Annotated in this window: 24 protein-coding genes and 1 pseudogene; 12 read left to right on the top strand and 13 right to left on the bottom strand. The window is 70.1% G+C overall.

Annotated features, from left to right (window positions below; all coding sequences use genetic code 11):
- Positions 1-230 precede the first annotated feature (230 nt).
- The 6 genes from JK359_RS17095 to JK359_RS17070 form a co-directional block, all read right to left on the bottom strand.
- Positions 231-560 (bottom strand): AzlD domain-containing protein, encoded by a 330-nt coding sequence (locus JK359_RS17095; RefSeq protein ID WP_201836418.1) that lies wholly within the window; start codon positions 558-560, stop codon positions 231-233.
- An 88-nt stretch (positions 561-648) separates the two neighbouring features.
- On the bottom strand, positions 649-1539 hold the full coding sequence (locus JK359_RS17090) for an AzlC family ABC transporter permease (RefSeq protein ID WP_201836415.1): 891 nt from the start codon (positions 1537-1539) through the stop codon (positions 649-651).
- A complete protein-coding gene (locus JK359_RS17085) occupies positions 1527-2003 on the bottom strand; it encodes a GNAT family N-acetyltransferase (protein WP_201836412.1) in 477 nt (158 codons plus the stop codon). The genes JK359_RS17090 and JK359_RS17085 overlap by 13 nt, the downstream gene beginning before the upstream one ends.
- Complete coding sequence (locus tag JK359_RS17080) at positions 2003-2776, bottom strand: 2OG-Fe dioxygenase family protein (protein WP_201836408.1); 774 nt, start codon at positions 2774-2776, stop codon at positions 2003-2005. The genes JK359_RS17085 and JK359_RS17080 overlap by 1 nt, the downstream gene beginning before the upstream one ends.
- Before the next feature lie 333 nt (positions 2777-3109).
- Positions 3110-4279, bottom strand: coding sequence for a PP2C family protein-serine/threonine phosphatase (locus tag JK359_RS17075; RefSeq protein ID WP_201836405.1), 1170 nt, complete (start codon positions 4277-4279; stop codon positions 3110-3112).
- Between the two features lie 69 nt (positions 4280-4348).
- Positions 4349-4834 (bottom strand): HPP family protein, encoded by a 486-nt coding sequence (locus JK359_RS17070; RefSeq protein WP_201836664.1) that lies wholly within the window; start codon positions 4832-4834, stop codon positions 4349-4351.
- Between the two features lie 317 nt (positions 4835-5151).
- On the opposite strand from JK359_RS17070, the gene JK359_RS17065 reads away from it, so the two are divergent.
- Both JK359_RS17065 and JK359_RS40160 read left to right on the top strand, forming a co-directional pair.
- Positions 5152-5376, top strand: a complete 225-nt coding sequence (locus tag JK359_RS17065) for a hypothetical protein (RefSeq protein ID WP_201836402.1) — start codon at positions 5152-5154, stop codon at positions 5374-5376.
- A gap of 557 nt (positions 5377-5933) precedes the next feature.
- Entirely contained in the window at positions 5934-6734 is an 801-nt protein-coding gene (locus tag JK359_RS40160; RefSeq protein ID WP_307788141.1) for a cytochrome P450, read from the top strand.
- A 172-nt stretch (positions 6735-6906) separates the two neighbouring features.
- Here JK359_RS40160 and JK359_RS17055 read toward each other — a convergent pair whose 3' ends face one another.
- On the bottom strand, positions 6907-7482 hold the full coding sequence (locus tag JK359_RS17055) for a hypothetical protein (protein ID WP_201836396.1): 576 nt from the start codon (positions 7480-7482) through the stop codon (positions 6907-6909).
- Between the two features lie 254 nt (positions 7483-7736).
- Between JK359_RS17055 and JK359_RS39130 the strand changes: the two are divergent.
- Positions 7737-7859, top strand: a pseudogene (locus JK359_RS39130) (IMP dehydrogenase); the annotation flags it as partial.
- On the opposite strand, the gene JK359_RS17050 reads toward JK359_RS39130, so the two are convergent.
- Complete coding sequence (locus JK359_RS17050) at positions 7817-8857, bottom strand: hypothetical protein (RefSeq protein WP_201836394.1); 1041 nt, start codon at positions 8855-8857, stop codon at positions 7817-7819. The pseudogene JK359_RS39130 and the gene JK359_RS17050 overlap by 43 nt on opposite strands.
- A gap of 292 nt (positions 8858-9149) precedes the next feature.
- On the opposite strand from JK359_RS17050, the gene JK359_RS17045 reads away from it, so the two are divergent.
- Positions 9150-9320: a DUF5670 family protein gene (locus JK359_RS17045; RefSeq protein ID WP_201836391.1), complete on the top strand. Its 171-nt coding sequence runs from the start codon at positions 9150-9152 to the stop codon at positions 9318-9320.
- Positions 9321-9350: 30 nt separating this feature from the next.
- On the opposite strand, the gene JK359_RS17040 is transcribed toward JK359_RS17045, so the two are convergent.
- Positions 9351-10199: a helix-turn-helix transcriptional regulator gene (locus JK359_RS17040; RefSeq protein WP_201836388.1), complete on the bottom strand. Its 849-nt coding sequence runs from the start codon at positions 10197-10199 to the stop codon at positions 9351-9353.
- Positions 10200-10337: 138 nt separating this feature from the next.
- Here JK359_RS17040 and JK359_RS17035 point away from each other — a divergent pair, with 138 nt between their 5' ends.
- A complete protein-coding gene (locus JK359_RS17035) occupies positions 10338-11117 on the top strand; it encodes an NAD(P)H-dependent oxidoreductase (protein ID WP_201836386.1) in 780 nt (259 codons plus the stop codon).
- Positions 11118-11464: 347 nt separating this feature from the next.
- Positions 11465-11821 carry an STAS domain-containing protein gene (locus tag JK359_RS17030; RefSeq protein WP_201836383.1) on the top strand — a complete coding sequence of 119 codons (357 nt, stop codon included), beginning with the start codon at positions 11465-11467 and terminating at the stop codon, positions 11819-11821.
- 275 nt (positions 11822-12096) lie between these two features.
- On the opposite strand, the gene JK359_RS17025 is transcribed toward JK359_RS17030, so the two are convergent.
- Genes JK359_RS17025 through JK359_RS17015 form a run of 3 tightly spaced genes read right to left on the bottom strand, consistent with a single transcriptional unit; the run spans position 12097 to position 16174 of the window.
- Positions 12097-12957 carry a hypothetical protein gene (locus JK359_RS17025; RefSeq protein WP_201836381.1) on the bottom strand — a complete coding sequence of 287 codons (861 nt, stop codon included), beginning with the start codon at positions 12955-12957 and terminating at the stop codon, positions 12097-12099.
- 2 nt (positions 12958-12959) lie between these two features.
- Positions 12960-13961 (bottom strand): hypothetical protein, encoded by a 1002-nt coding sequence (locus JK359_RS17020; protein ID WP_201836379.1) that lies wholly within the window; start codon positions 13959-13961, stop codon positions 12960-12962.
- Complete coding sequence (locus JK359_RS17015) at positions 13958-16174, bottom strand: hypothetical protein (RefSeq protein ID WP_201836377.1); 2217 nt, start codon at positions 16172-16174, stop codon at positions 13958-13960. The genes JK359_RS17020 and JK359_RS17015 overlap by 4 nt, the downstream gene beginning before the upstream one ends.
- Positions 16175-16574: 400 nt before the next feature.
- Between JK359_RS17015 and JK359_RS17010 the strand changes: the two genes are divergently transcribed.
- Both JK359_RS17010 and JK359_RS17005 read left to right on the top strand, forming a co-directional pair.
- Positions 16575-17531, top strand: coding sequence for a redoxin family protein (locus tag JK359_RS17010; protein ID WP_201836375.1), 957 nt, complete (start codon positions 16575-16577; stop codon positions 17529-17531).
- 201 nt (positions 17532-17732) lie between these two features.
- The gene (locus JK359_RS17005) at positions 17733-18812 is read left to right on the top strand and encodes a MerR family transcriptional regulator (protein ID WP_201836373.1); all 1080 of its coding nucleotides are present in this window, start codon (positions 17733-17735) and stop codon (positions 18810-18812) included.
- Between the two features lie 44 nt (positions 18813-18856).
- Here JK359_RS17005 and JK359_RS17000 read toward each other — a convergent pair whose 3' ends face one another.
- The gene (locus JK359_RS17000) at positions 18857-19975 is read right to left on the bottom strand and encodes an FAD-dependent oxidoreductase (protein WP_201836370.1); all 1119 of its coding nucleotides are present in this window, start codon (positions 19973-19975) and stop codon (positions 18857-18859) included.
- A gap of 53 nt (positions 19976-20028) precedes the next feature.
- On the opposite strand from JK359_RS17000, the gene JK359_RS16995 reads away from it, so the two are divergent.
- The 4 genes from JK359_RS16995 to JK359_RS16980 all read left to right on the top strand — a co-directional run bounded on the left by JK359_RS16995 (position 20029) and on the right by JK359_RS16980 (position 23587).
- A complete protein-coding gene (locus tag JK359_RS16995) occupies positions 20029-20721 on the top strand; it encodes a TetR/AcrR family transcriptional regulator (RefSeq protein WP_201836368.1) in 693 nt (230 codons plus the stop codon).
- Positions 20722-21053: 332 nt separating this feature from the next.
- Positions 21054-21821: a serine hydrolase domain-containing protein gene (locus tag JK359_RS16990; RefSeq protein ID WP_307788140.1), complete on the top strand. Its 768-nt coding sequence runs from the start codon at positions 21054-21056 to the stop codon at positions 21819-21821.
- Positions 21822-22649: 828 nt separating this feature from the next.
- Complete coding sequence (locus JK359_RS16985; protein ID WP_201836365.1) at positions 22650-22859, top strand: hypothetical protein; 210 nt, start codon at positions 22650-22652, stop codon at positions 22857-22859.
- Positions 22856-23587, top strand: coding sequence for a restriction endonuclease (locus JK359_RS16980; protein WP_201836363.1), 732 nt, complete (start codon positions 22856-22858; stop codon positions 23585-23587). The genes JK359_RS16985 and JK359_RS16980 overlap by 4 nt, the downstream gene beginning before the upstream one ends.
- Positions 23588-23611: the final 24 nt, after the last annotated feature.

Raw genomic sequence — 23611 nt, 5'->3', positions numbered from 1 at the left:
TCCGATCATCTCGGCAACGGCAACGGCAACGGCAACGGCAACGGCAATGAGCGCGGGGTCGGCCACCGGTCGTGCGGCTTTTCGCAGAGGGACGGCCGAGCACATCGGTGAAACCACGTGAACCGGCTACGCAAGCGCGCGTCTGCTTTCAATGATCGTCCGCCCGGTGTTCGGCAGGGCCTTGAGCCGTATCACGACCCCGCTCGTGCGCTCGCCCGGAGCCGGCTACGTCAGCCCATGAGGAGACGGAGCAGGGCGAGGGATCCGATACCGAAGCCGATGGTGAGGTAGAAGCTCCGGGTGCGCCAGGCCAGCAGGAGGGTCGGCACGGCGAGCCAGAGTGCGTAGTTGTGGGGGCCCAGGTCCAAGTGACCGGAAGGCAGCAGGAGAGGCGGGGTGAGCAGCGCAGCGATCACTGCGGGCGGAACCTGCCGGAGCCACGTCACGACTGGCCGGGGCAGTTCGGCCGCCGCGAGGAAGAGTGTGGGCAGCAGCCGTGGCCCGAAGGTCACGGCGGCCATGCCGACGATGGTCAGGGCGAGGGCCGGATCGCTCATCATGCGTTGCGTCCTTACAAGGGGGGCCCGGCCGGGACAGCCGGTGCGTTCGGGGAGGTCTGGCCGGGTGGGCCGGGTGGGCCGGAGGGGTTCAGAGGGACTCGACCGGACGGGCTGTTGCGCCTGGGGCGACTGCGTTCTCATCGGCCGGCTGCGTGTCACGCGGCGCCATGGCGAGGCCGAGCGTCGCTGCGGCTGCGGCGGCCAGCACGACCGACCAGTACTGCAGGCCGAGCAGGGTCAGGGCCACGGCGCCGGTGCCGGCGGTCACGGCGACCGCGAGGCTTCGCAGGTCCGCGACGATGCCGGCGGCCAGCAGGGCCATGAACATGGCGGGCAGGGCGTAGTCGAGGCCGAGTGCCTCCACGTCGTGTACCAGGTCGCCGGCCAGCGTGCCGAGCACCGTCCCGGTAACCCAGGACGCGTGCACGGCGGCGTTGAAGGCGAAGACCTCGGCCTTGGAGCGGTGCGCGCGCTCGGCGTACTGCGCGGAGTGCACGGCGAACGCCTCGTCCGTCAGCTCATAGGCGAACGCGGCCTGTTCGACGCGTCGCCATCCTGCCAGTCGCGGTGCGACAGAGGCCGCGAACAGCAGATGACGGAGGTTGACGACGAAGGTCGTGAGGATCACGGCGTAGGGCGCCGCGCCCACCGTGATGAGCTGGAGAGCTGCGAACTGGGACGAACCGCCGTAGACGAACAGGGACATGGCTGCGGTGGCCCACCCTGGCAGCCCGGCGGTGTGTCCGAGTACGCCGAACGCGAAGGCAACCGGCACGTATCCGAGCATCACCGGCATCGCGAGGCCGAGGCCGGCCGCCCACGGCGCCTGAGCGGTCGACTTCCGCGCCGCGGGCGGACCGGCTGAACAGGCCTGCCGTACCGGGGAGGCAGTGGCCTGGCGTTCCAGGGAGGCGGTGGCCTGCCGTTTCGGGGAGGTAGTGGCCTGCCGTTCCGGGGAGGCAGCTGCTACAGGTCGCATTCGTACGTCCTCTCGCCATGGACCGGACTGAAGCCAGCCCGTGTCCACAGGGCGGCGGCAGCCGGGTTGCCGTCGAGGACGGCCAGGGCGACGCGCCGCACCCCCCTGCGGCGGAAGGCCGCGAGCGCGTCGGTTGCCATCACCCGGGCCAGGCCGCTGCGCCGGTGGCCCGGCGCGACCACGGCGTGGCTGATGCTGCCGCGCACACCGAAGGAGCCGGCGATCAGCGCGGCCACAACGCGGCCCGAACCGTCACGTACCACGCGGCACAGGTCGGCCGAGTGCGAGAGGTGGCCGCGCAGCAGTGCCGCGTCCTCCCATTCGCAGTAGGCCGTCTGCGGGGCGGCCCGGAGCAGCTCGATCACCTGCCCGACGTCCGCCGCCGCCATGGGAGTCGAGGTCAGGGGGCGCCAGACGGCCTCGGGCCGCGGTCGACTGATGAGCGCGGGAGCGGCGGCACCCATCAGACGAGCGTCTCGTACGGGGAGCCGGGCAGCGAGAAGGAGATGGCCAGGACGTCCCGGTATCCCCCGCGGTCCTCGGCGGCGCTGAGACCGGTCACGTGGTGCTTCATCCGGCGGTCCTCGAAGAGGAGCGAGTCCAGCGGGTTCAGGAAGGTGGCCTTGGCCAGCGGCTCCTCCTCCCAGGTGAAGACGGTGCTGTGGCCGCCCTCGACGTCCACGCGGGATATCAGGTGCAGTCCGGCCCACGGGTAGCCGTCGGAGTGGATTCCCTCGGGCACCAGCTCGTTGTACTTGCCCGGGTTGATCTCGATGCGGATCTGGTGGACCTGGCACTGCCAGGCACGGTCGCGGTACTCGTCCTCGATGGGGAGGTTCTCGAAGTCGTAGCGCACGAGGGCCCGGAAGAGCGGGTTGAGGAACGTCTCCTCCTCAACGTCCCCGAAATGACGCTCGATCCCGCCGACGAAGGAGTTCATCTCCTTGCTCTGGATGTACGCGACGTGGTCGAGCGGTGACAGCTCGCCGGTGGCGGGTACATAGGTGAAGTCGCTGTAACGGCGCGTGCGCACGGCACGGTCCTCACCTCCGAAGTGCACGTCCGGGGTGAGCCGGCCCCAGGACGCCTGGAGATCGTCGAACGCGGCGGCGAGTTCGGGGCGCAGCGTGAGGTCGCCGGCCGACACCAGGGCGTAGCGCTTCTCGCGCAGCTCCTCGCGAAGGTCGGGACCCACAGCGGCGATGGTCTCGGGCACGGATATCAGAGCGGTGGTCATGTGGGGTTCTGGTCCTTGTGCTGGTGCGACGCCGAAAGACTCCGGCGCCGCGACTACTCGGGCATGGACACCGCGCCGAACGCACTGGGCCCGCTGCCCCGGTGCCGTCCGACACCTCGGGACCTTCAGGAGCGCAGCGCCTCGTGCGGTGCTGTCCAAGAGCTTGTCGGTGAGCGGTACCACCCGCGTACTGGCTGAATACCACCTGACCGGAACGCTCCGTGCCGTGCCGCTATGCGTCGGGCGTCACACCCTCGCGAGTGACCCACGACGTAGTCCGTCGTGTCCTCCACTCGCGGCGACGACAGCGGGCTCTCCGCAGCCTGCGGTACTTCAGATGGTGCGCGGGGAATGCAGAGTGCTCTCGCCTGCTTCATTGATCCGTTCAACTAGGAGCATCGCCGCATCGTCCGCCAGGTAGCCGTGGGTGTGCCGGATCAGTTCCTGGTGCAGATGCTCCAGGAACTCCGCCGGCTGACAGGGGTGCACGGATTCTGTGGTCTGGGGCAGGGGGAAGAACTCGCCGCCGGGGCTGCGCGCTTCGATCACGCCGTCGGTGTGCAGCAGAAGACGGTCACCGGGTGCGAACGGGTAGCTGTCCGCTTCGGCGGGCGGAAGGGTGATGAACTCCTCCAGGCCCAGGGGAGGCATCGGAGAGGCGGGGTGGAGGGCCTCTACCTTGCCCTCGCGGAGGACCAGCGGGGGCGGATGGCCCCGGTTGACGACCTGAACCACGAAGGCGTTCGACACCTGAGCCACGAGCGCGGTGACGAAGTCCTCGGTCAGATTGTCTTCCTCGGCCCGGTCAACCGCCCTGAGCGCCGCCCGCTCGCGTTCCAGCGCCGCCGCGCAGTGACTCACCACCTCCGCCAGGTCCTCCTCGTAGTGCGCAGCCTCCCGGAACGCACCCAGCACGGCCGCGGCCAGGCGCACGGCGGGCAACCCCTTGCCCCGGACGTCTCCCACGATCATCCGGACTCCGTACCGAGTGTGCACCGCCTCGTACAGATCGCCACCGATCTGCGCGCCGGTCTCCGCCGCGAGGTACTTGCTGGCCATCTGGACGGGACCGAGCCGGGGAGGCACAGGCCGCAACAGAACCCGCTGTGCTGCCTCGGCGACCCGGCGGACCTGGTTGAGTTCGCTCTGCCTGCGCGTGCGCACTGCACTACTCATGGTGACACTCGCTGCCGACACCACGACGAGGGAGATCAGATTGCTGTAGACCTGGCCACCCCAGCTGTGGTGGAGGGTGGCCGTGGTGACGGTGACGGCGAAAGCTCCGGCCGCTGCTGAGAGAGGGCCCTTCGGGCCCATCGTCAGCGCGGCCAGTGCCGGCATGGCAGCGAGGAGCGGACCGGTGATCAACGCGTGTGCAGGGGAAAGCTCGATCCCCAGCGCGAGCAGTATGATCACGAATGGCACACACTGCGCGAGTCTGAAAAGGACCCGGCTGTGACCGCCCACCGCTGGTGGACCGGACGGGCGGATGAGCGACCGCATGACTACAGCCTGCCTCCCCGATGTTGGGTATTCCACCCGGCGGCGCCGGCGATGGTGCCCGCTCGCTCCTCACCACCAGTAGACGGGATAGCGAGGCGCATGTCTGGGCAGCCCCGCGACGATCCCGGCGCTGACCAGGAGCACGGTTGCGGTGAGCAGAAGGCTGAGGAAGCGGAGCGGGGCGGGTGATTGGAGGACCACGATGACGGCGGTGGCCGCCGCGGGGGAGTGCGGCGTCCTGGTGATCATCATGGTGCCCAGAGCGAGGCCGCCTGCCAGTGCGGCAGCCCAGGTCGAGTTACCGCAGGCGGCCAGTACCAGGTAGCCGCCGAGTGCGGACAACAGGTGGCCGCCGATGAGGCTGCGCGGTTGCGCGAGAGGCAACTGCGGGGTGCTGTGCACGAGAGCGGCGCTGGCCGCGAGGGGCGGGATGAGCAGCGGTTCGTGCAGGACAGCGCCGGTCGCGGCCAGGAGCAACAGCACGGAGACGGCTGAGGCGGTGGCGTGAAGGGTGTGACGGTGTCCGGTAGGAGCCGGAGCGCGTCCGGCGAGCAAGCGCCGGGCAGCAGCCGGGCGTGGTGTGGTGTCGGTACTCACGTGACTCTCGGGACCTGGGCCTGCGGCCCTGAAGGCGGGCAGTTGGGGAACGGTCCCGTGCTGGCGTGCAACGCGCCCCGTGGTCGACGTGGGCTGACCTTGCGCCGATCTTCCTATGGGGGCGGCGCAGTCCTGTCCCTCAGTCTAACCAGGGGTCCCGCCGACACCACGGGCGGCACCCCTGGACATGTTGTCCAGGGAGCACGCGGAGACGGCCCGCGCCTCTGGTCCGCCCTTCGCAGCCGGTCGGGCGGGCCGTTTCCTACACTCGCGGCATGAACAACTACACGTGCACCCACTGCGGCACCGTCGGCCTGGACGAGGGTTTCATCGAGGACGCGGGCGAGCACTCGCGCGGCTACGCGCGCTGGATCGAGGGTGCGCTGGAGCGGGGGATCCTCGGAGGCGCCAAGCGGATGGGCCGTCGCCGGCGGCAGATAGAGGCGTTTCGCTGCCCCAAGTGCGGTCACCTCGAACTGTTCGCCAGCGGTGAGGTGTGACCGGCCGTCGTTGTCCCGGCCGCCCCTACGAGCGGTCGTTCCTGAGGTCGGTTCACGGCGTCCGGCGGAATTCCGAATACTCCGCCGTGCCGTGCGGTTGACGAGGCGCTGACCCCCGGTTGCGATCAGTTCCCCCATGTGGGTGCATGTAAGAGGGGACATCACCAGACAACCACTCAGGTAAGTGTTGTCGCGGTGGCTCTCAGCGGGGAGGAAGAATGACGTGGAGGGAACTTCGCCGCTTCGGACACGACCCTCTGGAATTCATCGAGGCCGTATCGAGCCGGAACCCGCGCGGAGTTTTCCAGCTTCCGTGGGGCGTCTGGTGCGTCAACGACGCGGACCTGGCCCGGATGGTCCTGCGCAGTCCCGATTTCAACCGAGGCATGTCCCACTTCTTCACTCCCGGCCTCCCCACACGGGCCGCCCAGATCCACCTCGGTCAATCCGTGAGGGAAACCCTGCGGGCACGTACACCTGAGCTTCGTACGGCTCTGGCCGAAGTGGTGGCCGGGTTCCCCAGGGACAGTCACTGGCCCAGAGCCGGAATTCAGCTGGTGTACCGCGCTGCAGCCGGTCTTCTGCTGCACCCTGACACCGAGCCCTCGTTGCGCAGGCTGCTGGAGCAGGCGGTGGACGGTGGCCTGATGGTCAGGGCCGCCCACATCCGACAGCGCGTACGGGCCGAGACACTGCGGGCCAGACTCAAGCCCGCTCTGACCGAGCACGTCACACAGCGCCGCGCGGCGCCCTGCACCGGGGAGCCCCGCGACGTCCTGGACGCGGTGCTCAGCGCATGCCCCGCCGAAGTCACTCACCGGGAGGCAGCGGACCTGTACATGCTGCTCTTCCGCTCGATCGTGGGGAACGTGGGCTACTCGGTCGGATGGTCGGTGTTGCTGGCCGGACTGCGCCACACCTCGGCGTCCCCCTGGCCGTGGCCTGCCGACTCGGTGGTGCGGGAGGCCGCGCGGCACCGGCCTTTCGTCTGGATGGTCGGCCGTACCGCCCCCGGCCCGATCGACATCGGTGGAGTTCCCCTTCCGTCCGAGACGAACATCTCGGTGTGTCCCTACCTCCTGCACCACGACGGCAGTTGGACATCGCCCGGCACGTTCCGCCCCGAACGGTGGGCCGAAGCGAGCGGGCACGGAACCTACCTCCCCTACAGCGCCGGACCGTTCACCTGCGCGGGCGCCGGCATCGCACACACCTTGACCACCGAAGCCGTCCACGCCTTGGCCGACAGCGCCCGACTGGCCGTCAGCGGTGCCGACCCTCGCCCGATCGTGACCAACGCCGCGATTCCCCGCCCCTTCACCCTTCACCGGACCGTCAGGACTTCGACCCATCCATGAAAGAAAGGAAGTGAAGCACCATGCTGGCAGCTCTCCGACGCATCTTCTCCTTCACCCCCGCCTCGAACTGGTCCAGCTCGGGCAGCGACTGGGAGTGAACCCCGGCAACCCTGGGGGCCCGCACGACGACAACGCGTGCGGGCCCCCTCGCCGTCAGGCGCGAACGACCGGATCAGTCGATCTTGATGGAACTCACGCGGTCGTTCCAGCCGCTGCGCATGGAGGGCTCGTAGTGGCTGGGCCCGGTGTTGCCCGGATACCAGTAGCCGCGGCCGTCGTTGTGCTCGGCCAAGTGTGCGGTGCAGGCGCCCGTCCGGTAGGAGGACGTCTTGTCGTTGAAGCCGTAGCCGCCGAGGTTCTGCCAGTACCCGCGGTCGTAGAACTTCAGGACCCGGCCGCGCAGGTCGTTGTCCTCACCGAGCTGGAGCGGCGTGGAACAGGCGGCGCGTACACCGGCCTTGGCGCGGCTCGTGTTCACGGCCGCCGCCTTGCGGTCCAGCTCACCGACGGTGCGGAAGCACCGCACGCCCTCCCGCCACACGCCGCACGCCTTTGCCGCTCCCCATCCCTTCGACAGATCCGCCCGCTTGCCGTCGAAAGAGGCGGTCACACCTTCCTCGACCGGAGCCGAAGCCGAAGCCGAGGACGAAGCCGAGGACGAGGCCGAAGCCGGGCCGGCCGCGGTCAGTCCCACCGTCAGGACGGCGGTCACGGTGAGCGCGGCGGCGAACACCTTCTTCTGTCGCATTGCTCTTCCCCCTTGGGTTGTGGTCGCTGTGTCACGGCCCGTGCCGGTACGGCACAGCCCGGCCTGGTGGCGAGCAGGTCACGCCCGCACCGGCGGTGACTCATCCTTCCCGGGGGTGGCGGCACTGTCTTGAAGAAATTCGCACCGGACAGGGCTCGTCCCGGCTATTCCCTCCGAATGCCTGTAGGCGGGTCGCTCAGGGTGGCTGATCCCTGGTACGTAAGGAACCCCTCCTGCGTGGAGCGGTGATCTAGCCCCATGACGTTGCCCTCGACGGGCAGGAACTGTTCTTCTCCCACGTGGGCCTGCTGGGCGGCCCCGCCCCCGTACGCCGTTACCTGCTCGATCTGATCGGGCCACCCCGAGCGGCCCGCGTATCCGTTCGGAGGGCCGGTACGACGGAGTCCCAGGGGTCGATGACGCCCGGTTGCGCGTCGTTGAGCATCTGATCGAGGGTGCGGGCGAGGCCTTTGTCCTGGTCGACGTGCGCGATCCAGGGGACGTCGCCGAGGCTGCGAGCCAGGTCGTCGGTGACGAGGGCGTCGAGCGTCGTGAGCAGATCGTCCGGGACGGGGCCGTCCGTGAGGCAGAGCCAGGCGAGCGCGGCGGACACGCGGACGTCCGCAGGCCGTGAAGGGTCGGCCCAGAGGGCGTGGGCCCAGGCGGCGGCGCGGCGGTCGGTGTGTTCGCGGGCGAGTTCGGCGACGGCCAGGACCAGGCTCGCACGGACCACGGGTGTGTGCTCGACGGTCAGGCGGGCTCGGAGAGCACTGGCGATGCGGCCCGTTTCACCGGAAGCGGTGGCCAGGGCGTAGCAGGCAGAGGTGCGGACCTCGGGGGCGCGGTCGTGGAGGAGCGGCAGGAGCACGTCGGCGTCGGCGGAGACGGCGTCGCGGGATGCCTCGATGGACCAGTGCATCGCGAAGCCGCCGCAGTCGTAGAGCATCTCCTGGGTCGCCACCCGGACGAAGGCGTCGCGCGTGCCGTACCCCCAGTGTTGTTGTCGGGCCGCCGCGGCGGCCAGGCCGAGCGTGTCCGCGCGGTGATGGGCCGACGGGTCGGCGGCGACGCGCAGGAGGAACGGGACGGTCAGCGGGGCGACTGAGCCGACCGTGCCCTGGTGGACGATGCGGCCGCCCAGTTGCCTCAGCGCGTCACCGGCCACCGCGCTGTCCGCGGAGCGCAGCCTGGCCAGCAACTCGGGTACGTCGTCAGCCGAGCCGTAGGCGTGCCCGAAGCGGTGCCAAGGCACCTCGTCGAAGCGGAATCCGTCCTTGACCTCGTGCGGGATCTGCGCGACTACCGTGCGCACGTCGAGCGGAGTGCCCTCGTACGGTTCGAATCCGTGCCGGCGTACCAGCTCGAGGTCGAGCACAGGCTCCTCAGGTGTCACGACTCTCCCGTCCCGCGCCGCTGAACTGAAAGGCCCTGTCTATCAGGGCGCGCTGACATCGCTCGGCGGGCATGTGCCGCTCAGGCGTTGTCGCCGGCGTCCGTCGCCGGCAGGCCGAGACGGACGGGACGAGCGCGTTGCATGAGACGCGAAGAGACGGGAACCGTGCATGACGCGCGGCGCGCATGTGCCCCTCCCTCCACCGAAGTAACTCTTATTTCGTGTGCTTGTAGGGCTGAAGCAAGGGCATGCGGTGGCCAGGAGGTTGATATCGATGGTTCCCCTGCTTCTGGTTCTTCTGCTGGCTCTGATCCTCTTCGGTGCGGGCTTCGCCCTGAAGGCACTGTGGTGGATCGCGGTGATCGTGCTCGTCGTGTGGCTGCTGGGCTTCGTCGTCCGTTCCGCGGACGGTGCGGGTCGCCGGGGTCGCTGGTACCGCTGGTAGCGGCCCTGGCGGTGGACGGGCGTCGTCCGGCTACTCGCGGACCTGGGCGTCCGCGGCGCGACGTGCGTCGCCGCTGTCCGCGCCCAGGCCCACGAGCAGGCGCAGCCCGTCCTCGGCGGGGCTGCCGGGGGCCGCGGACAGCACCAGCAGTTCCGTCCCCGATTCGTCCGGCAGCGCGAAGTTCTCCTGGTGCAGTTCCAGGAGTCCGACCAGCGGATGCCGGTACGCCTTGCGTCCATGTGTGCGGGCACGCACGTCGGCGCGGGCCCACAGGCGGCGGAAGCGGTCGCTGCCCATCGCCAGTTCGCCGATGAGCGAGGCCAGCCGGGGGTCGTCGGGATATTTGCCGGCGGCCAGGCGCAGGTGCCCGACCACGTCGAGGGTGCAGCTCTCCCAGTCCGCGTAAAGGCCGCGCCCGGCCTCCTCGAGGAAGATGTGCCGGGCCGTGTTCAGGCCCGGCATCGGCCGGCCGAAGAGCAGCCCGGCGAGGCGGTTCCCGGCGAGCACGTCCAGGCGGTGGTTCATGATCAGCGCGGGTGCGTCGGCGACCAGGTCCAGGACGCGCAGCAGTTCCGGCCGAACCCGCCCTCCCGGCGCCTTCGCGCGGCGGCGGCGCTGCCGGGCGAGCCGGTAGAGGTGCCCGCGTTCGGTCTCGTCCAGACCGAGGACGCCGGCGAGCGCGTCGAGGACCTGCTCGGAGGGCTGGGTCGCACGGCCCTGCTCCAGGCGTACGTAGTAGTCGACACTGACCCCGGACAGGTGTGCGACCTCTTCGCGGCGCAGCCCTTCGACCCGGCGACGGCTGTCGCTGGGGATGCCGACGGCCGCCGGGTCGACCCGGGAACGCCGGGTTCGCAGGAAGCCCGCTAGATCGTCCATGCCCACAGTATGGGCTCGGTGATGCCGGCGAGGGTGGTCCTGCCGTTACCAGGAAGTCCCGTCCGATGGAAAAGGCGCCCCTGAATGCGGGGCGCCGTGGGGCCCAGGATCGAAGACATCCGATCCGAAGGAGTTCCCATGAAGACGCTGGTCGTCTACGCCCACCCGGAGCCGAAGTCGCTCAACGGCTCGCTGAAGGACCTCGCGGTGTCCACATTGGAGAACGCCGGGCACGAGGTGCGGGTGAGTGATCTGTACGCGATGAACTGGAAGGCGGTCGTGGACGCCGCGGACTACGGCTCCGCCGCCTCGAGTCCGCTGAGGGTCGCCCGGGACTCGGGCCGGGCCTTCGACGCCGGCACGCTCACCCCGGACGTCCTCGCCGAGCAGGAGAAGCTGCTGTGGGCCGACACCATCATCTTCCAGTTCCCGCTGTGGTGGTACACCATGCCGGCGATCCTCAAGGGGTGGGTGGACCGCGTGTTCACCTACCACTTCGCGTACGGCGTCGGTGAGCACAGCGACACCAAGTACGGCGAGCGCTTCGGCGAAGGCACCCTCGCGGGCCGGAGGGCCCTGCTGTCGGTGACCGTCGGCGGCCCGGAGGCGCACTACGCGGCTCGCGGGATCAACGGTCCCATCGACGATCTGCTGTTCCCGATCCACCACGGCATCCTCTATTACCCGGGCATCGAGGTGCTGCCGCCGTTCGTGCTGCACGGCACCGACCGGATGACCGAGGAGGCGTTCCCGGACGTCGCCAAGGCATGGAAGCAGCGCCTGCTCACCCTCGAGTCGACCGAACCGATCGCGTTCCGGCCCCAGAACTCCGGCGACTACGAGATCCCCTCACTGCATCTGAGGGAGGGACTGGAGCCCGCGGGCCGTACCGGTTTCGGACTGCACGTGCGTGGCTGACGGAGAGCGGTGGACAGGGCGAACCGGGACGCGAACTGCGGCGGCGCGGTCGGTCGGCCGGGTGGGGGAGAGCTGTGGTGGTTGCAGGTGGGCGGCCCGGCTCCTGACGTGCCCGTGAAGGACGGTCTGGTCTCGGACGGGCAGGTGTGCCACGCTGGGATGAGAGCCAGCCTGGTCTGGTGGGAGACCCCGCGCCGCCGTGTGGTGACAGCCGGAGAATGTCGCCGGTGGATGGTGCGGGTGGTCTCGCTCGGCTGCGAGCGGCACTGGCGCCGCCCGCTTGACGGCCTTCTTCCGGTAGTGGGAGCCGACCGTGATGGGCTTTGATCCCGAACGGTGGTTGCACCATGCCTTCTCTCAGCCTGCACGTCAGTGCGTCTTTCGACCGGATCGTGGTCATGGTGGTGGGCGATCTGGATCACGACACCTGCCCCCGGATCAGGGAGGTCACGGACGCGGTGAGCATCCGTAACCGCATTGTCCGCCTGGATTTGGCGGGGGTGGCGTTCATGGACGCCAGCGGCCTCGGCCTGCTGCAGAAGCTCCAGCGGTACACCCACGCGCAGGGCGGACTCCTGGAACTGTCCGGCCTGCAGCCCGAACCGCGACGCGTCCTGGAACTCACCGGCACCCTCACCCGGTTCCATGTGACCGCCGGACCCGGCACACCGCTGCGCCTGCCGACGCAGCGCGCTGCGTCCTGACGGCGAAGCAGGGAGCACGTTCGCGCCCGACAGTTTCCCGAGAGCGAGCCGCCCACGGACCTGGACATGGGTCGCCCTCCCCGGCGCCCCCACGCACGCGCTGGAGCGGGCGGTCGCCGCCACCCACGTGGCCCCAGCGTGTGCCGCCCAGCCGGGGCCGGGAGCGGCCGGCCAGGGGTGGCCACCCCCTTCCGGGGGCCGGGCATCCACGCAGCGAGACGCGCGCGCCGCCCGCCCCCTCGGCTGCACGGCGACCCGGACGTACCGCTCCCGGCTCACCACAGCAGTACCGACATCGCGCAGGCCGCCGCCAGTACGGTGAGCACGGCGAACACCACGAACACCGAGCCCACCCCCTTGATGCAGTCCACGACGGAGTCGCCCAAGGCGCGTCTCAGACCGACCACTTGCTGTTCCCCGACATGCTGACTGAGGCCGTACCAAGGCCTGAGGGTCTTGAGCGACTCCCTGCCCAGCAGCGTTGTGACGACGAGCAGCGGCCGGGCCTTGCGCCCCACCAGGCCGGCCTCGCCCGCTTCGAACGTCCCCTGCGCGAAACAGCGTTGCGCATGGCTGAGCATTCCGGCGGCGCGCCGCCGGTTGGCCGGGGAGTCCCTGTCGAGCACCACCATGTGCTTGCCGGGCACCCGGTCGGCGGGTGGCACGTCGAACCGGGTGGCCCGTTCCACCACGGCACCCCACGCCTCGGCGTCCACGGCGTACCCCGCGGCGCCCTCGAGGCCGTACGAGACGGGCACCCCCGCCCGCAGGCCGCCGGTGAGGAACAGTGAGGCGACGGCGGTCAGCCCGTGCGGCGGGTGAGGACCGGTGCCGACGCCCAGCACCAGCACACGGATGTCGCGGTTCATGTGGTCGCGCTCGGCGGCCGTCTCCCCGGACGACAGGCCGGTCATCAGCAGGACCCACACCTGTTGCCGGTGGGAGGACTCGCGCAGTGCGTACAGCAGCAGGGAGGGCTTGGAGTCGTCGATGAGCTCGCCGATGGAGCGGCCCGCGCAGCCCTGGGCGAGCAGTGCGTCCGGCGAGAGCCCGCTCGCGGCCTGCGGGCGAACCGGCGTCCACGAGTAGTCCTGGGTGGGCAGTCGCCCGCGGGACTGCACGAACCAGGTCGTCATCCTCACGCCCTCCCCGCTCCCGACGGCCGCAGATGCGGGTGGTGCTGGACGACCTCGATGCCCGGCCCGGACGCCGTTCCCTCCGCGAACTGGGCGATGGCCCGCTCCAGGGCCTGGTCGTGCCCGAACATGTCGTCGAACGTCTCGCGCCAGAATCCGCGCCGCTCGCGCAGATAGACGTTGAGCACGAAGCGCAGGGCGTGGCGCAGGGGCTGGTCGGTGTGGACGGGCCGGTACTCGGCCCCGGCACGGCGGCTGCGGTAGAGGAAACGGAGGTCCCCGGCCGGCGACTCGGTGATCGACGAGAAGACGATCGAGCCGGTGGTCTGCACGGGGATGACGACGCACCCGACCCTGGGCCGCACGGTGGGGTGCGCGATGTGGTCGAACAGGGGCTGGTATCCGGCGCGCACCCGGCTCAGCAACGCGGCGGAGCCATGCTCCGTGGTGACGTACTTCTCGCACTTGAGAGGAACGACGAGCAGCAGCCGCGGCTTCTCGTCGGTCCGCAGGATGTGCTTGACCTGTTCGTACATCAGGTACGGCTCGTTGACGCGCTCGTGGTACAGGCCGTCACGCTCGACCAGCGCGGGCGTGTCGACGGCCAGGACGACGACCGGGCTCCCGGCGAGCGCGTTCCTGACGCCCTGGGCGACCGGGGTGCCGCCCGGCTCGCGCAGCAGTCCGCCGGCGTAGTCGGTGAACCTCAGGACGAAGCGCGGGCTCTTGTTCTTGCGGCCGACCGCGATCTCGTAGCGGTGCAGTTCGTAGCTGGCCGTGTTGGTGACCGCGTCACGGACCTGGACCGCGCGGGAGAGGGACTTCAGGACCGCGACGACATCGGTCAGTTTGGCCGCCGTCTCGCCCACCGGTGTGAGGTCCAGGTCCGTGCCGCCGATCACGGACGAGTACTGGACGTACATCGAGGCCAGCAGCGAGGTCTTGCCGGCCCCCGACGGGCCGAGCATGGTGACTTCGAGGACGTAACGGGCGGGCTTGCTCATGCCGCGGCCTCCTCGGGCGTCCCGGGCAGCGGTCCGGGCCTGCCCGGCGCGGCCAGGGCCGCCAGCGCGGCAACGCCCTCGGACCAGCGCCGCAGGTGCGCGGCGTCCTCGGCGAGGGCGGCGAACTTCCCCGGCCAGATCTCGGCCCTGACGTCCTGGTAGAACACCAGCCACTCCTCCTCGGCGCCCGCCGACGCGATGACCCGGTCGTAGAACTCCTCGACGATCGCGAAGATGGCCGCGCTCGGATCCGCGAGCGCCTTGTGCAGCTCGCTCCGGCACTGGTACAGCGCCTCGCTGTACGCCACTTCCAGCATTTCCCGCACCTGGCGGGCCGTCGGGCCGGGGTGGTGCGGGAAGGGCATGGCCGGGGTGTCGGCGTGCAGACCGTCCAGGCAGGCCCGTACCCGGTGCTGGAGCATGCCCCGGTAGGAGAGCTGGAAGCCGGCCAGGAGCTGCAGCGCGTACCGGATCTCGCTGCCGCCGTCCTCCCGCACCCGGGGCACGCGTGCGGCCACCTCCAGCAGGAACTCCCCTCCGTCCGGTGCGCCGCTGAGTCCGCCGAGGCCGGCGGGTCCGCGCAGCACGTCGGCGACGCGTCGCTGCATGTCGGCGGTACGTGCGTGCAGGGCTACGTCGCACTCCAGGAAGCGCCTGGACAGCCTGGCCCGGGACTCGTTGAGGTACTTTCCGTACGCCATGCTGAGCCCGTCCTCGGCGGCGGCGCGGGCGACCAGTTCGTCCACCGTCGGATGGGCCGGGTCGTGTTCCGCGGCGTCCAGGACCGTCTCCACGGCGTCGGCGAGCAGGTCGTCGGTCAGATCGCGTTCGTCGCGCAATTCCCGTACCAGCCCGGCCAGTCCATGGGCGAGCTGGGCGTGCGTCTGCTTGAACAGTGTGGTGAACGGCAGGAACCAGATCTCGGTCGGCTGCGCCAGGTCGGCCAGCCGCTCGGCCCGCGCGGCCAGCTGGGCCAGACGTTCGTGCAGTTCGGCGGCCTTCTCGGTGCGTACCGCGAGGAGGCGGTCGTCGAGGTCGTCGAGGTTGGCGAGCAGGTAGTCCAGCACCCGGTCCATGGCTGCGGCCACGTCGTCCGGCCGGGAGCAGTCCGCGACGTGGGCCTCGGCCACGGTGAACCGCGAGGCCGGCAGCCATTGTTCGGCCATCCTCCGGGCGTTCGCGCTGTTGTCGCTGCGCGGGACGGTGCACTTGTTGATCAGCAGGAAGGAGCAGCGGTTCAGCCCGGTGGCGGGCAGCCCTTCCTGCACGTGGTCGTAGAGCTGGTGGTCGGGTCTGCCGACGCCGTCGCCCAGCGGATCGGGGCGGCGGACGAAGACCACGATGTCGATCTCGTCCCGCAGCGCGGCCACGATGCGCTGCGCGTCCTGCAGGTTGGTGTCGTCGAGGCCGGGCAGGTCGATCAGCGACAGTCCCGTCCAGTCCTGGTGGGCGAAGTGCGTGGTGATCCGCACGTACCGCACGGCACGGAAGGCATGGCAGGGCTGGTCCTGCTCGTCGGACTGGGCGACGAACCGGCGGATCTCCTGCGGGCCGACGCGGTGCGGCGAGGCCATGCCCAGGTAACGGCGGTATTCGGGCAGTGCGGCGTGGAGCTGGGCCAGATGGGAGTACCTGCTGCCCTCGACGGACTTCTCCCCGGCGGGCTCCGGGGGCAGGGGCTCGGCGAAATGGTCGAGAGTCCTGGGGGCGGGTCCCAGCTCCAGTTCCGTGTAGTAGGGGGCGATCACCTCGCTCAGGAAGGAGCGTTCGGTGTGGAAGTAGACCTCGGCCTGGGTGGGGACGCCGTCCTCGTGGCGCAGCACGCTGGTGACGCCGGTGCAGAAGCCGCCGTCGCTGGTGGGCACCTCCTGGTCGGTCAGCCCCGTCAGGCTCTGGATGAGCCGGCTCTTGCCCTGGCGGGCCCTGCCGATCACGCCCACGTTGAGGGTCGACCGCCGGAACCGGGCCGCGGTGGTGTCCAGCGCGGTGGCCTCGGCCGGCAACTCCTCCAGCAGCCCACTCACCTCGGCGCCTAGCGCCGCCAGCCGGCTCCGGGCCTCATCGGGCACCCGGCCCAGCAACTCCGCCCGGAGCGCCTCCAGTTCACGGAGCCGTTCCAGGGACTCCGTCACCCAAGTGCGAGCGCGCTCCAGTGCCTGTGCCTGCCGAGCGCGCCGCCGACGGATCTCCGCGATCCTGCCCGCACGCGACATGCGGTCCCCCTCACCACACGACAAAACCCGGCGGCGGAACCGCTGGGTGCGCCGATGATGACAGGGAAATCAGCACATCCGGCCGCGATGACAAGAAGTGTCGGAATGCGAACGATTTCGCCCGGGCGTGCCACGATCACTCCAGCGCGGGAGGGCTAGGCCGCCGGGAAAGGGCCGGTATCCCCACGGTCCACCGCACCGGCACGGCGGCGGCTGGTTCGCGACGCGGCCGAGCCGATGCGGCTGCCCGCCCGTACCTGGAGACTGCGGCCGGCGGACATCCTCGACTAGGACGGGCGCCCACCGAACTGTGCCTGTCGTGGACCTCGACGTCGGCGTACCGGCCCGGGCTTGACCTTACCCTCAAGGGCAGGGTTTAGCGTTCTTCGAGGTGAGAGGCATGCAGATCAGTGAACTGGCCCGTCGGGCGGGCGTGACGACGAAAGCGGTGCGCTACTACGAATCGCTGGGCTTGCTCATGCCCAGGCGGCTGGCCAACGGTTACCGGGACTACGACGAGCACGACGTACGACTCACGCGCGAGATCCGGGCGCTGGGCAGTCTCGGAATTCCCGTCGAGCGCACCCGCCCGTTCCTGGAGTGCCTCACGGCCGGCCATCGGCACGCCGACGACTGTCCGGCCTCGCTGGCCGGCTACCGGGACACGATCGACGATCTGACCCAGCGGATCGAGGGGCTCACCGCCCGCCGGGCGGCATTGGTCGCGTACCTGCGACAGGCCGCCCACCGCGGCAGCCGCGTCTCACCGGCCGACGAAGGAGAGGATCTGATGACTGACTTCACGCGCGTGCCCGCCGGCCTGCCCGTACCCGAGGACGACGGCGCGGCGGCTCATCTGCCGGGGATGAAGGCGCCGCACCTGGAACTCCAGGACACCGGTGGTACGTCCGTCCGCCTGGACGCGCTCGGCGCGGGCCGTACGGTGATCTACATCTACCCGCTCACCGGACGCCCGGGCGTCGACCTGCCCGAGGGCTGGGACTCGATTCCCGGCGCGCGCGGCTGCACCCCTGAGGCATGCGGCTTTCGCGATCACTACCAAGACCTCCTCGCCGCCGGCGCGGACGGTGTGTTCGGCCTCTCCGGTCAGGAGACCGACTATCAACGTGAGGTCGTCGAGCGGCTCCGCCTGCCGTTCCGGATGCTCTCCGACCCTGCACGGAGCCTGGTGCAGGAACTCGGCCTGCCCACCTTCGAGACGAGCGGGCTGACGCTCTACAAGCGGCTGACTCTGATCATCCGCGACGGCGTGATCGAGCACGTCTTCTATCCGGTCTTCCCGCCGAACGAGCACGCCGGGCAGGTCCTGGCCTGGCTCCGCGACAACCCCCTGTAGCGGTCTGCGTTCAGCGCCCGCTGTCGCCGGGACTTCGACATCGGCGTCCCGTGAAGGCCGCCAGTACTGCTGGGGCGGTCGGCCGTCCGTCACGGCCACCGCTACCGGAGGCCCCGGCACGATCCTTGGTTGACCTTCACCTTGGGGGAGGCCACAGCATCAGTGGGGCCGGGCGTGCGCTCGGCATGAGGAGGAGCGGGCATGGGGTTGCTGACCATCGGGGCGTTCGCGAAGGCGTCCCGGCTGTCACCGAAGGCGCTGCGTCTCTACGACGAACTCGGCCTGCTGACCCCTGCACGCGTCGACCCGGTGACCGGCTACCGCCTCTATGCACCGGACCAGGTGGACCGAGCGCGACTCGTCGCCTGGCTCCGGCGCCTGGGAATGCCGCTGGCCCGCATCCAGCACGTCTGTGCGTCGGATGCGGGCGCGGCGGCTCAAGAGGTCCGCGCGTTCTGGGCGCAGGTCGAGGCCGACACCGCCACGCGGCGGGACCTGGCCGGCTTCCTCATCGACCACCTGTCACGGAAGGACCCTGCCTTGTCCCGGACCACGAAGTCCCTGGAGATCCGCTACGCCGCTCTTTCCGACACGGGTCTCGTCCGCGGAAGCAACCAGGACACCGCCTACGCCGGAGACCGGCTGCTCGCCGTCGCCGACGGCTGCGGAAGCCGGGGAGCCCCTGCCGGCGCAGCCGCCATCAACGCCCTCAAGCACCTCGAAACCGACGGCATCCCAGCCGGCGATCTCCTCAACGCCCTCGAAGACGCCGTCGAACAGGCCCGGCAGGCCGTACACGACGTCGCTGGCAACGGCTCTCCATCCGAAGGCACCGGCACGACACTCACAGCGATGCTCTGGACGGGATCACAGCTGGCCCTCGTCCACATCGGCGACTCCCGCGGCTATCTCCTGCGCGGCGGAGAACTGTTCCAGATCACCCACGACCACACCATGGTCCAGTCGATGGTCGACGAAGGACGCCTCAGCCCGGACGAAGCCGCCTCCCACCCCCAACGGTCGCTGCTGTTCAAGGCTCTGGGCCCAGGGGCCGACGCCACCCCCGACATGCGTCTCCACGACGCCCGGGGACAAGACCGATATCTGCTCTGCTCCGACGGCCTGTCGGCCGTCGTGCCGACACCGGACATCCACCGCGTGCTCTCCGAGATCAGCGAACCCGAGCAGGCCGTCCGCGAACTCATCGCCCTCGCCAACGACTTGGGCGGCCCCGACAACGTCAGCTGTGTGGTAGCAGAGGTCCGGGAACTCCAGCAGTAGGAGCGCGCCCGCTGGTGCGGTGCGGATGCTCTTACGCCTGGAGGTCAGGATGGCTGGACTTCGTCGAAGAGGGCGAGGGCTTCGGCGGGGTCCGGGCTCACGAGCCGGTCCAGACCGGCCGTCGTCATCTTCGCCCACCTGCCGGCCCGTTCCCACATCTGCACCTCGAAGGCGCGAACGGCCTCGTCCAGATCTTCAGGGCCCGAGGCGACGACCTCGGCGAGTTCGGCGCCCTCCAGCATCGCGAGGTTGGCGCCCGCCCCCAAGGGTGGCATCAGATGGGCGGCGTCGCCCAGCAGCGTCACCCCGGGGACGTGGGCCCAGGTGTGGGACACGGGCAGCACGTAGAGGGGGCGGTGGACGAACGAGGTGCCGTGACGGAGGAGGTCGAGGACGGGAGCGGCCCAGCCGTCGAACAGAGCCAGCAAACTCGACCGCACGGCCTCGACGTCGGCCAGGTCCAGGTGCCTGTGCCAGTCCAGCGGCGCACGGAACTGCGCGTACACCTTGACGTGGCCGCCGCTGTTGCGCTGGGCGACGAGGGCTCGGTTCACGCCGTACACGCCCAAGGCGCCGTCGCCGATCAACCGGGCGAGGCCGGGGTGACGGGCGTCGACGTCGTCGAGGGAGGTCTCGACCGAGGTGACGCCGGTGTAGTGCGGCGTCACCGACGAGACCGCCGGGCGGACCCGGGACCGGGCGCCGTCCGCGCCGACCACGAGGTCGAACGTCTCCTGTCGCCCGTCCGCGAACTGGACCAGTACGCCATCCCGGGTCCCCGGCACCACCTGCGTCACGCCCCGCCCCCACTGGACGTCGAGGGGGCCGAGCAGCAGGTCACGGAGTTGCCCGCGGTCGATCTCGGGATTCGCTCGGTCATCCGGACGGGGGCGCCAGTCACGCAGGACGGTCCCGTCCGTGTCCAGGATGCGCATGGCTTGCCCCTCGGGGCGGGACAGCGCCTGGAACTCCGCCAGCAGCCCCGCCTTGTCGAGCGCGAGCTGGCCCAGCCCTTCATGCAGATCCAGCGTGCCGCCCGGGGGCCGGGCGTCGGGGGAGGGATCGCGTTCGAAGACGGTGACCGGGTAGCCATGGCGGTGCAGGACACGGGCGAAGGCAAGGCCGGCAGGACCGCACCCGACCACGGCGATACGATGTCTCATGTCGATACACTGTATTTCCGCAATACGATGCATCGCAACAGAACGGTATGACCATGACTGTCTGGGACCGGCCGGAGCCGCCGACTCGCCCCGTACCGCTCGACCGGGAACGGATCGTCGCCACCGCCATCGCCCTGGCCGACGAGGGCGGGCTGGAAGCGGTGTCGTTGCGCAAGGTCGCCGCCCGGCTGAACGCCGGCCCGATGCGGCTGTACGGGTACATCTCCACCAAGCAGGAGCTGTTCGACCTCATGATGGACGAGGTCCAGGCCGAGATTCTCCCCGAGGAGCAGCCCGGTGACTGGCGCGAGGCGCTGAGCAGCCTCGCCCACCGCACCAGGCGGACCGCTCTCCGTCACGAATGGCTGGCCGACCTGCTGGGCGGCCGCCCGACTCTGGGTCCCAACGGCCTCGCCGTGACCGAGGCCACGCTCGCCGCCCTCGACGGCCTCGCCGACATCGACACCGTCATGCGCGCCGTGGAGACGGTCAGCGCCTATTTCACCGGCGCGATCAGGCGCGAGATCGCGAACCTGCGGGCCGAGCGCGCCACGGGCCTGGCCAAGCGCGACTGGCAGCGCGCCTCCGGCCCGCACGTGACGAGAATGCTGGCCACGGGCCGCTTCCCGGCGCTGGCCAAGGCCGTGTACGACGGCACGGACGTGGACGCCGAGACATCCTTCGCGACCGGCCTCGACTGGGTCCTCGACGCCGTGGCCGCCAAACTCACCGGGCCGTCGGTATGACGCTCAGCCCTTGCCGAAGATGAGCGAAGCCGGCGTCTGCGTCCACGGGACGTACGGGCTCGCGCCGCCCCACCCGGTCGCCACGTCCCGCGAACACCGCCCGGTGCAGCCGACCTGTTCCGATCGCTCTCCCCGCGATGCGGACCGGTGCCCGTGCGATGAACCGCTGGGTGTCGCGTAATCGTCATCACGTGTGGGGAAGCACGGCTGCGTGTGCCGTGCCACCTCGCCCGAGTTGTCAGCCGGTACACATGAGAAGGGCCCCCGTGCGTCGTATCCCCACCTGCGTCTTGAGCAACGCCGCTCCACCGGCAGTCAGTGACGGGCATGCCGTGGCCCGGTTTGTCGAAATAGGCTCGTTCACCAAGGTCATCACCGGCACCGCGCTGACCTGCATGGCCGAGACCGGGACGCTCGCGCTCGACGACCCCCTCGAGCGGTGGCTTCCGGCGGCTCGCGGCTCTGGGATCACGCTCCTCCATCTGGCACAGCACACGTCCGGCCTTCCACGTCTGCCACCTCGCCTCTCACGTCGCGACCCGTACGCGGCGTTCGACCGTCGTACTCTGCACCAGCTGCTGAACCGGCTCGACGCCGTCGCCACCCACCCACCGGGCCGGCGTGAGGAGTACTCCAACCTGGGTTACGCCATTCTCGGCGAAGCCCTGACGGCTGCGGCCGGCGCCACCTACGAGGAGTTGGTCACCGAGTACGTCCTGCGTCCGCTGGACATGACAGAAGTGACCGCAACCCCGGACCCAGGCCGGCGTCTACTGGCCCGAGGCCGCTTCGGAAGGGTTCGTCGGCCCTGGACGATGCACGGTGCGATCCTCCCCGCTGGGGGCTTGTGGGCCACCCCTCGTGCGGTCGCCCAACTCGTCGTACGGCTGCTGGTGGAACGCAGGTTGGGGGACCCCGCACCGTCCTGGCAGACGGCGGGCTCCCTGCGTTGGCACAACGGCGCGACGCGCGACGCCTCGCTGTTCGCCGGAGCGATGGACGACGGTGGCTGGGTCGTGGTCCACCGCCTCGGCGGAACACCCGAGGAGACGGACCAGGCCGGCATCGAGGTGCTGAGACAAAGCCGCGCGAGCCTCTGACGACACGGGGAACGAAGACGCGCGCGTTGTCGACACGTGAGCTGACACAAGTGCCGCGGCCGAATGTTCTCCCCTGCTGCCTCGTTGACCACTGCAAAGAAGGGGGTGGGGCCGCCCTGGCTGATCACGGAAGCCCCGGGGGCGCGGATCGAACCGCTGGTCCCATACGAGAAGCGCCTCCGGTCATGTTGCATGCGTGGGTCGCTTTGCCTGCCGTCAAGTAGCAGCCGCACCGTGCCCGTCTTGTCTTCAGGTTCCTCAAGGGTTCACCCAGAACCCCGTCACCGAGTGCCAGCCCGTCACGGCCCTTCAGACGGATGCAGAACGGCCGCTCCGATCAGTGGTTGGCGCTCGAACTCGTGTCAGCCACCACCGGTACCCCGTCAAGCACCACCAGCGAGAGGGCGAGCGCGCCGCAGCCGCCAGAGCAGTCCCTGCGCATGAGGGTCGGCCTCGCGCACCTGAGCCAGACTCCTGATCTGCTGCGCTCCTCCCGTATGCACAGCCTGGCCCCCTTCTGCCTTTCCTGCGCTCGGCGGTGTGCCGTCTGGGCCGATCTCTGCTGCCGGCGCCAGGGACGAACGGAAGGTCCGGACCCGCGAAGTGGGCAGTGCAAGCGAACACGGCGGCGGTGCTCCCGAAGACCCGCACGTCCCGTGCACGTCCACGACCGGCCCGCAGCGCGGTATCCGGCCAGGTCCGGCGGCTTTGTGCCATTCGTCGGCAACCCGCCTCCGCCATCACTGAGGCGCCGCTACACAAGAAGGCCGGGGCGGAGTTCTGCCGTCCCGACGGAGGGTGGCCGGTCGGTGGGGGAGGTCTGGACAGTTGCTGACCATCAACGTGGCGGTGCTGCTCGCAGTCATCGTCGTCTGGCGGCTGCGACGGCGTACGGAGGCCCGCAGCCGCTTCGACGAAAGGCTGACCGTCGTCATCGTCCTGGCGCTGGGTGTAGTGATCGCACCCACCCCGGCGGGCCAGGGAATCCTGAACATCGTGGGACAGCTCGCGAGCGGCGTCACGCAGGCCAGCCGGTGAGCGCCCGCGCGCGCAAGGGCCGGGCGGCACGGACCAGGCGGCCGCCGGTACGGCGGCGCACGCGCAGGCCGGGCGGACGGCGGCAGCGCACGGACGACCGGTTGACGGGCCTCCTGGTGGGCGCTGTTGTCGCCGTCGCCCTGGTGGCGGCCGTGGTCAACTGGCTGCTGGCCCACTGGTGGATATTGGCCGTTGTCGGCGTGCTCGCGGCGTTGGCCGGCGGCGGTCTGCTGTACCACAGGCAGCAGGAGAAGCGGTGGGAAGCGGTGCGCGCGCAGAGCGTGCGCTACGGCCTGTCCCAGCTCGACGCACTCCACCACTCGCTGTTCGAAGACGCGGTGCGCGACCTGATGCGTCGCGACGGTTGCCAGGACGCGGCCCGTGTCGGGGGTGGCGGGGACTTGGGCGCCGACGTGAAAGCCACCGACCCCTACGGGCGGCGCTGGGTGATCCAGTGCAAACACCGGCGCAACGGCCTCGCCGGCTCCGCCGTGGGGACGCCGGACCTCCAGGTCCTCAACGGCACGGCCCGCCAGGTCCACGGCGCCGACGTCGCGGTCATCGTGACCAACGGAAGGGTCACCGCACCCGCCGTCGACTTCGCCAAGCAGCAGCGCCTCCACGTGGTCGACCGCCACACGCTCGGAGTCTGGTCATCCGGCTCCCGCCCCCTGTGGGAGCTGCTCCGCGCCGTCCCTCCGCCTCGTAAGCCGACGGCCTTCCCCTGAAGCCGCCCACGGCCAGCTATCGGC

The sequence above is a fragment of the Streptomyces actinomycinicus genome, assembly GCF_016741775.1.
Classification (GTDB): Bacteria; Actinomycetota; Actinomycetes; order Streptomycetales; family Streptomycetaceae; genus Streptomyces; species Streptomyces actinomycinicus.
This window is presented reverse-complemented; position numbering and strand designations above follow the sequence as displayed.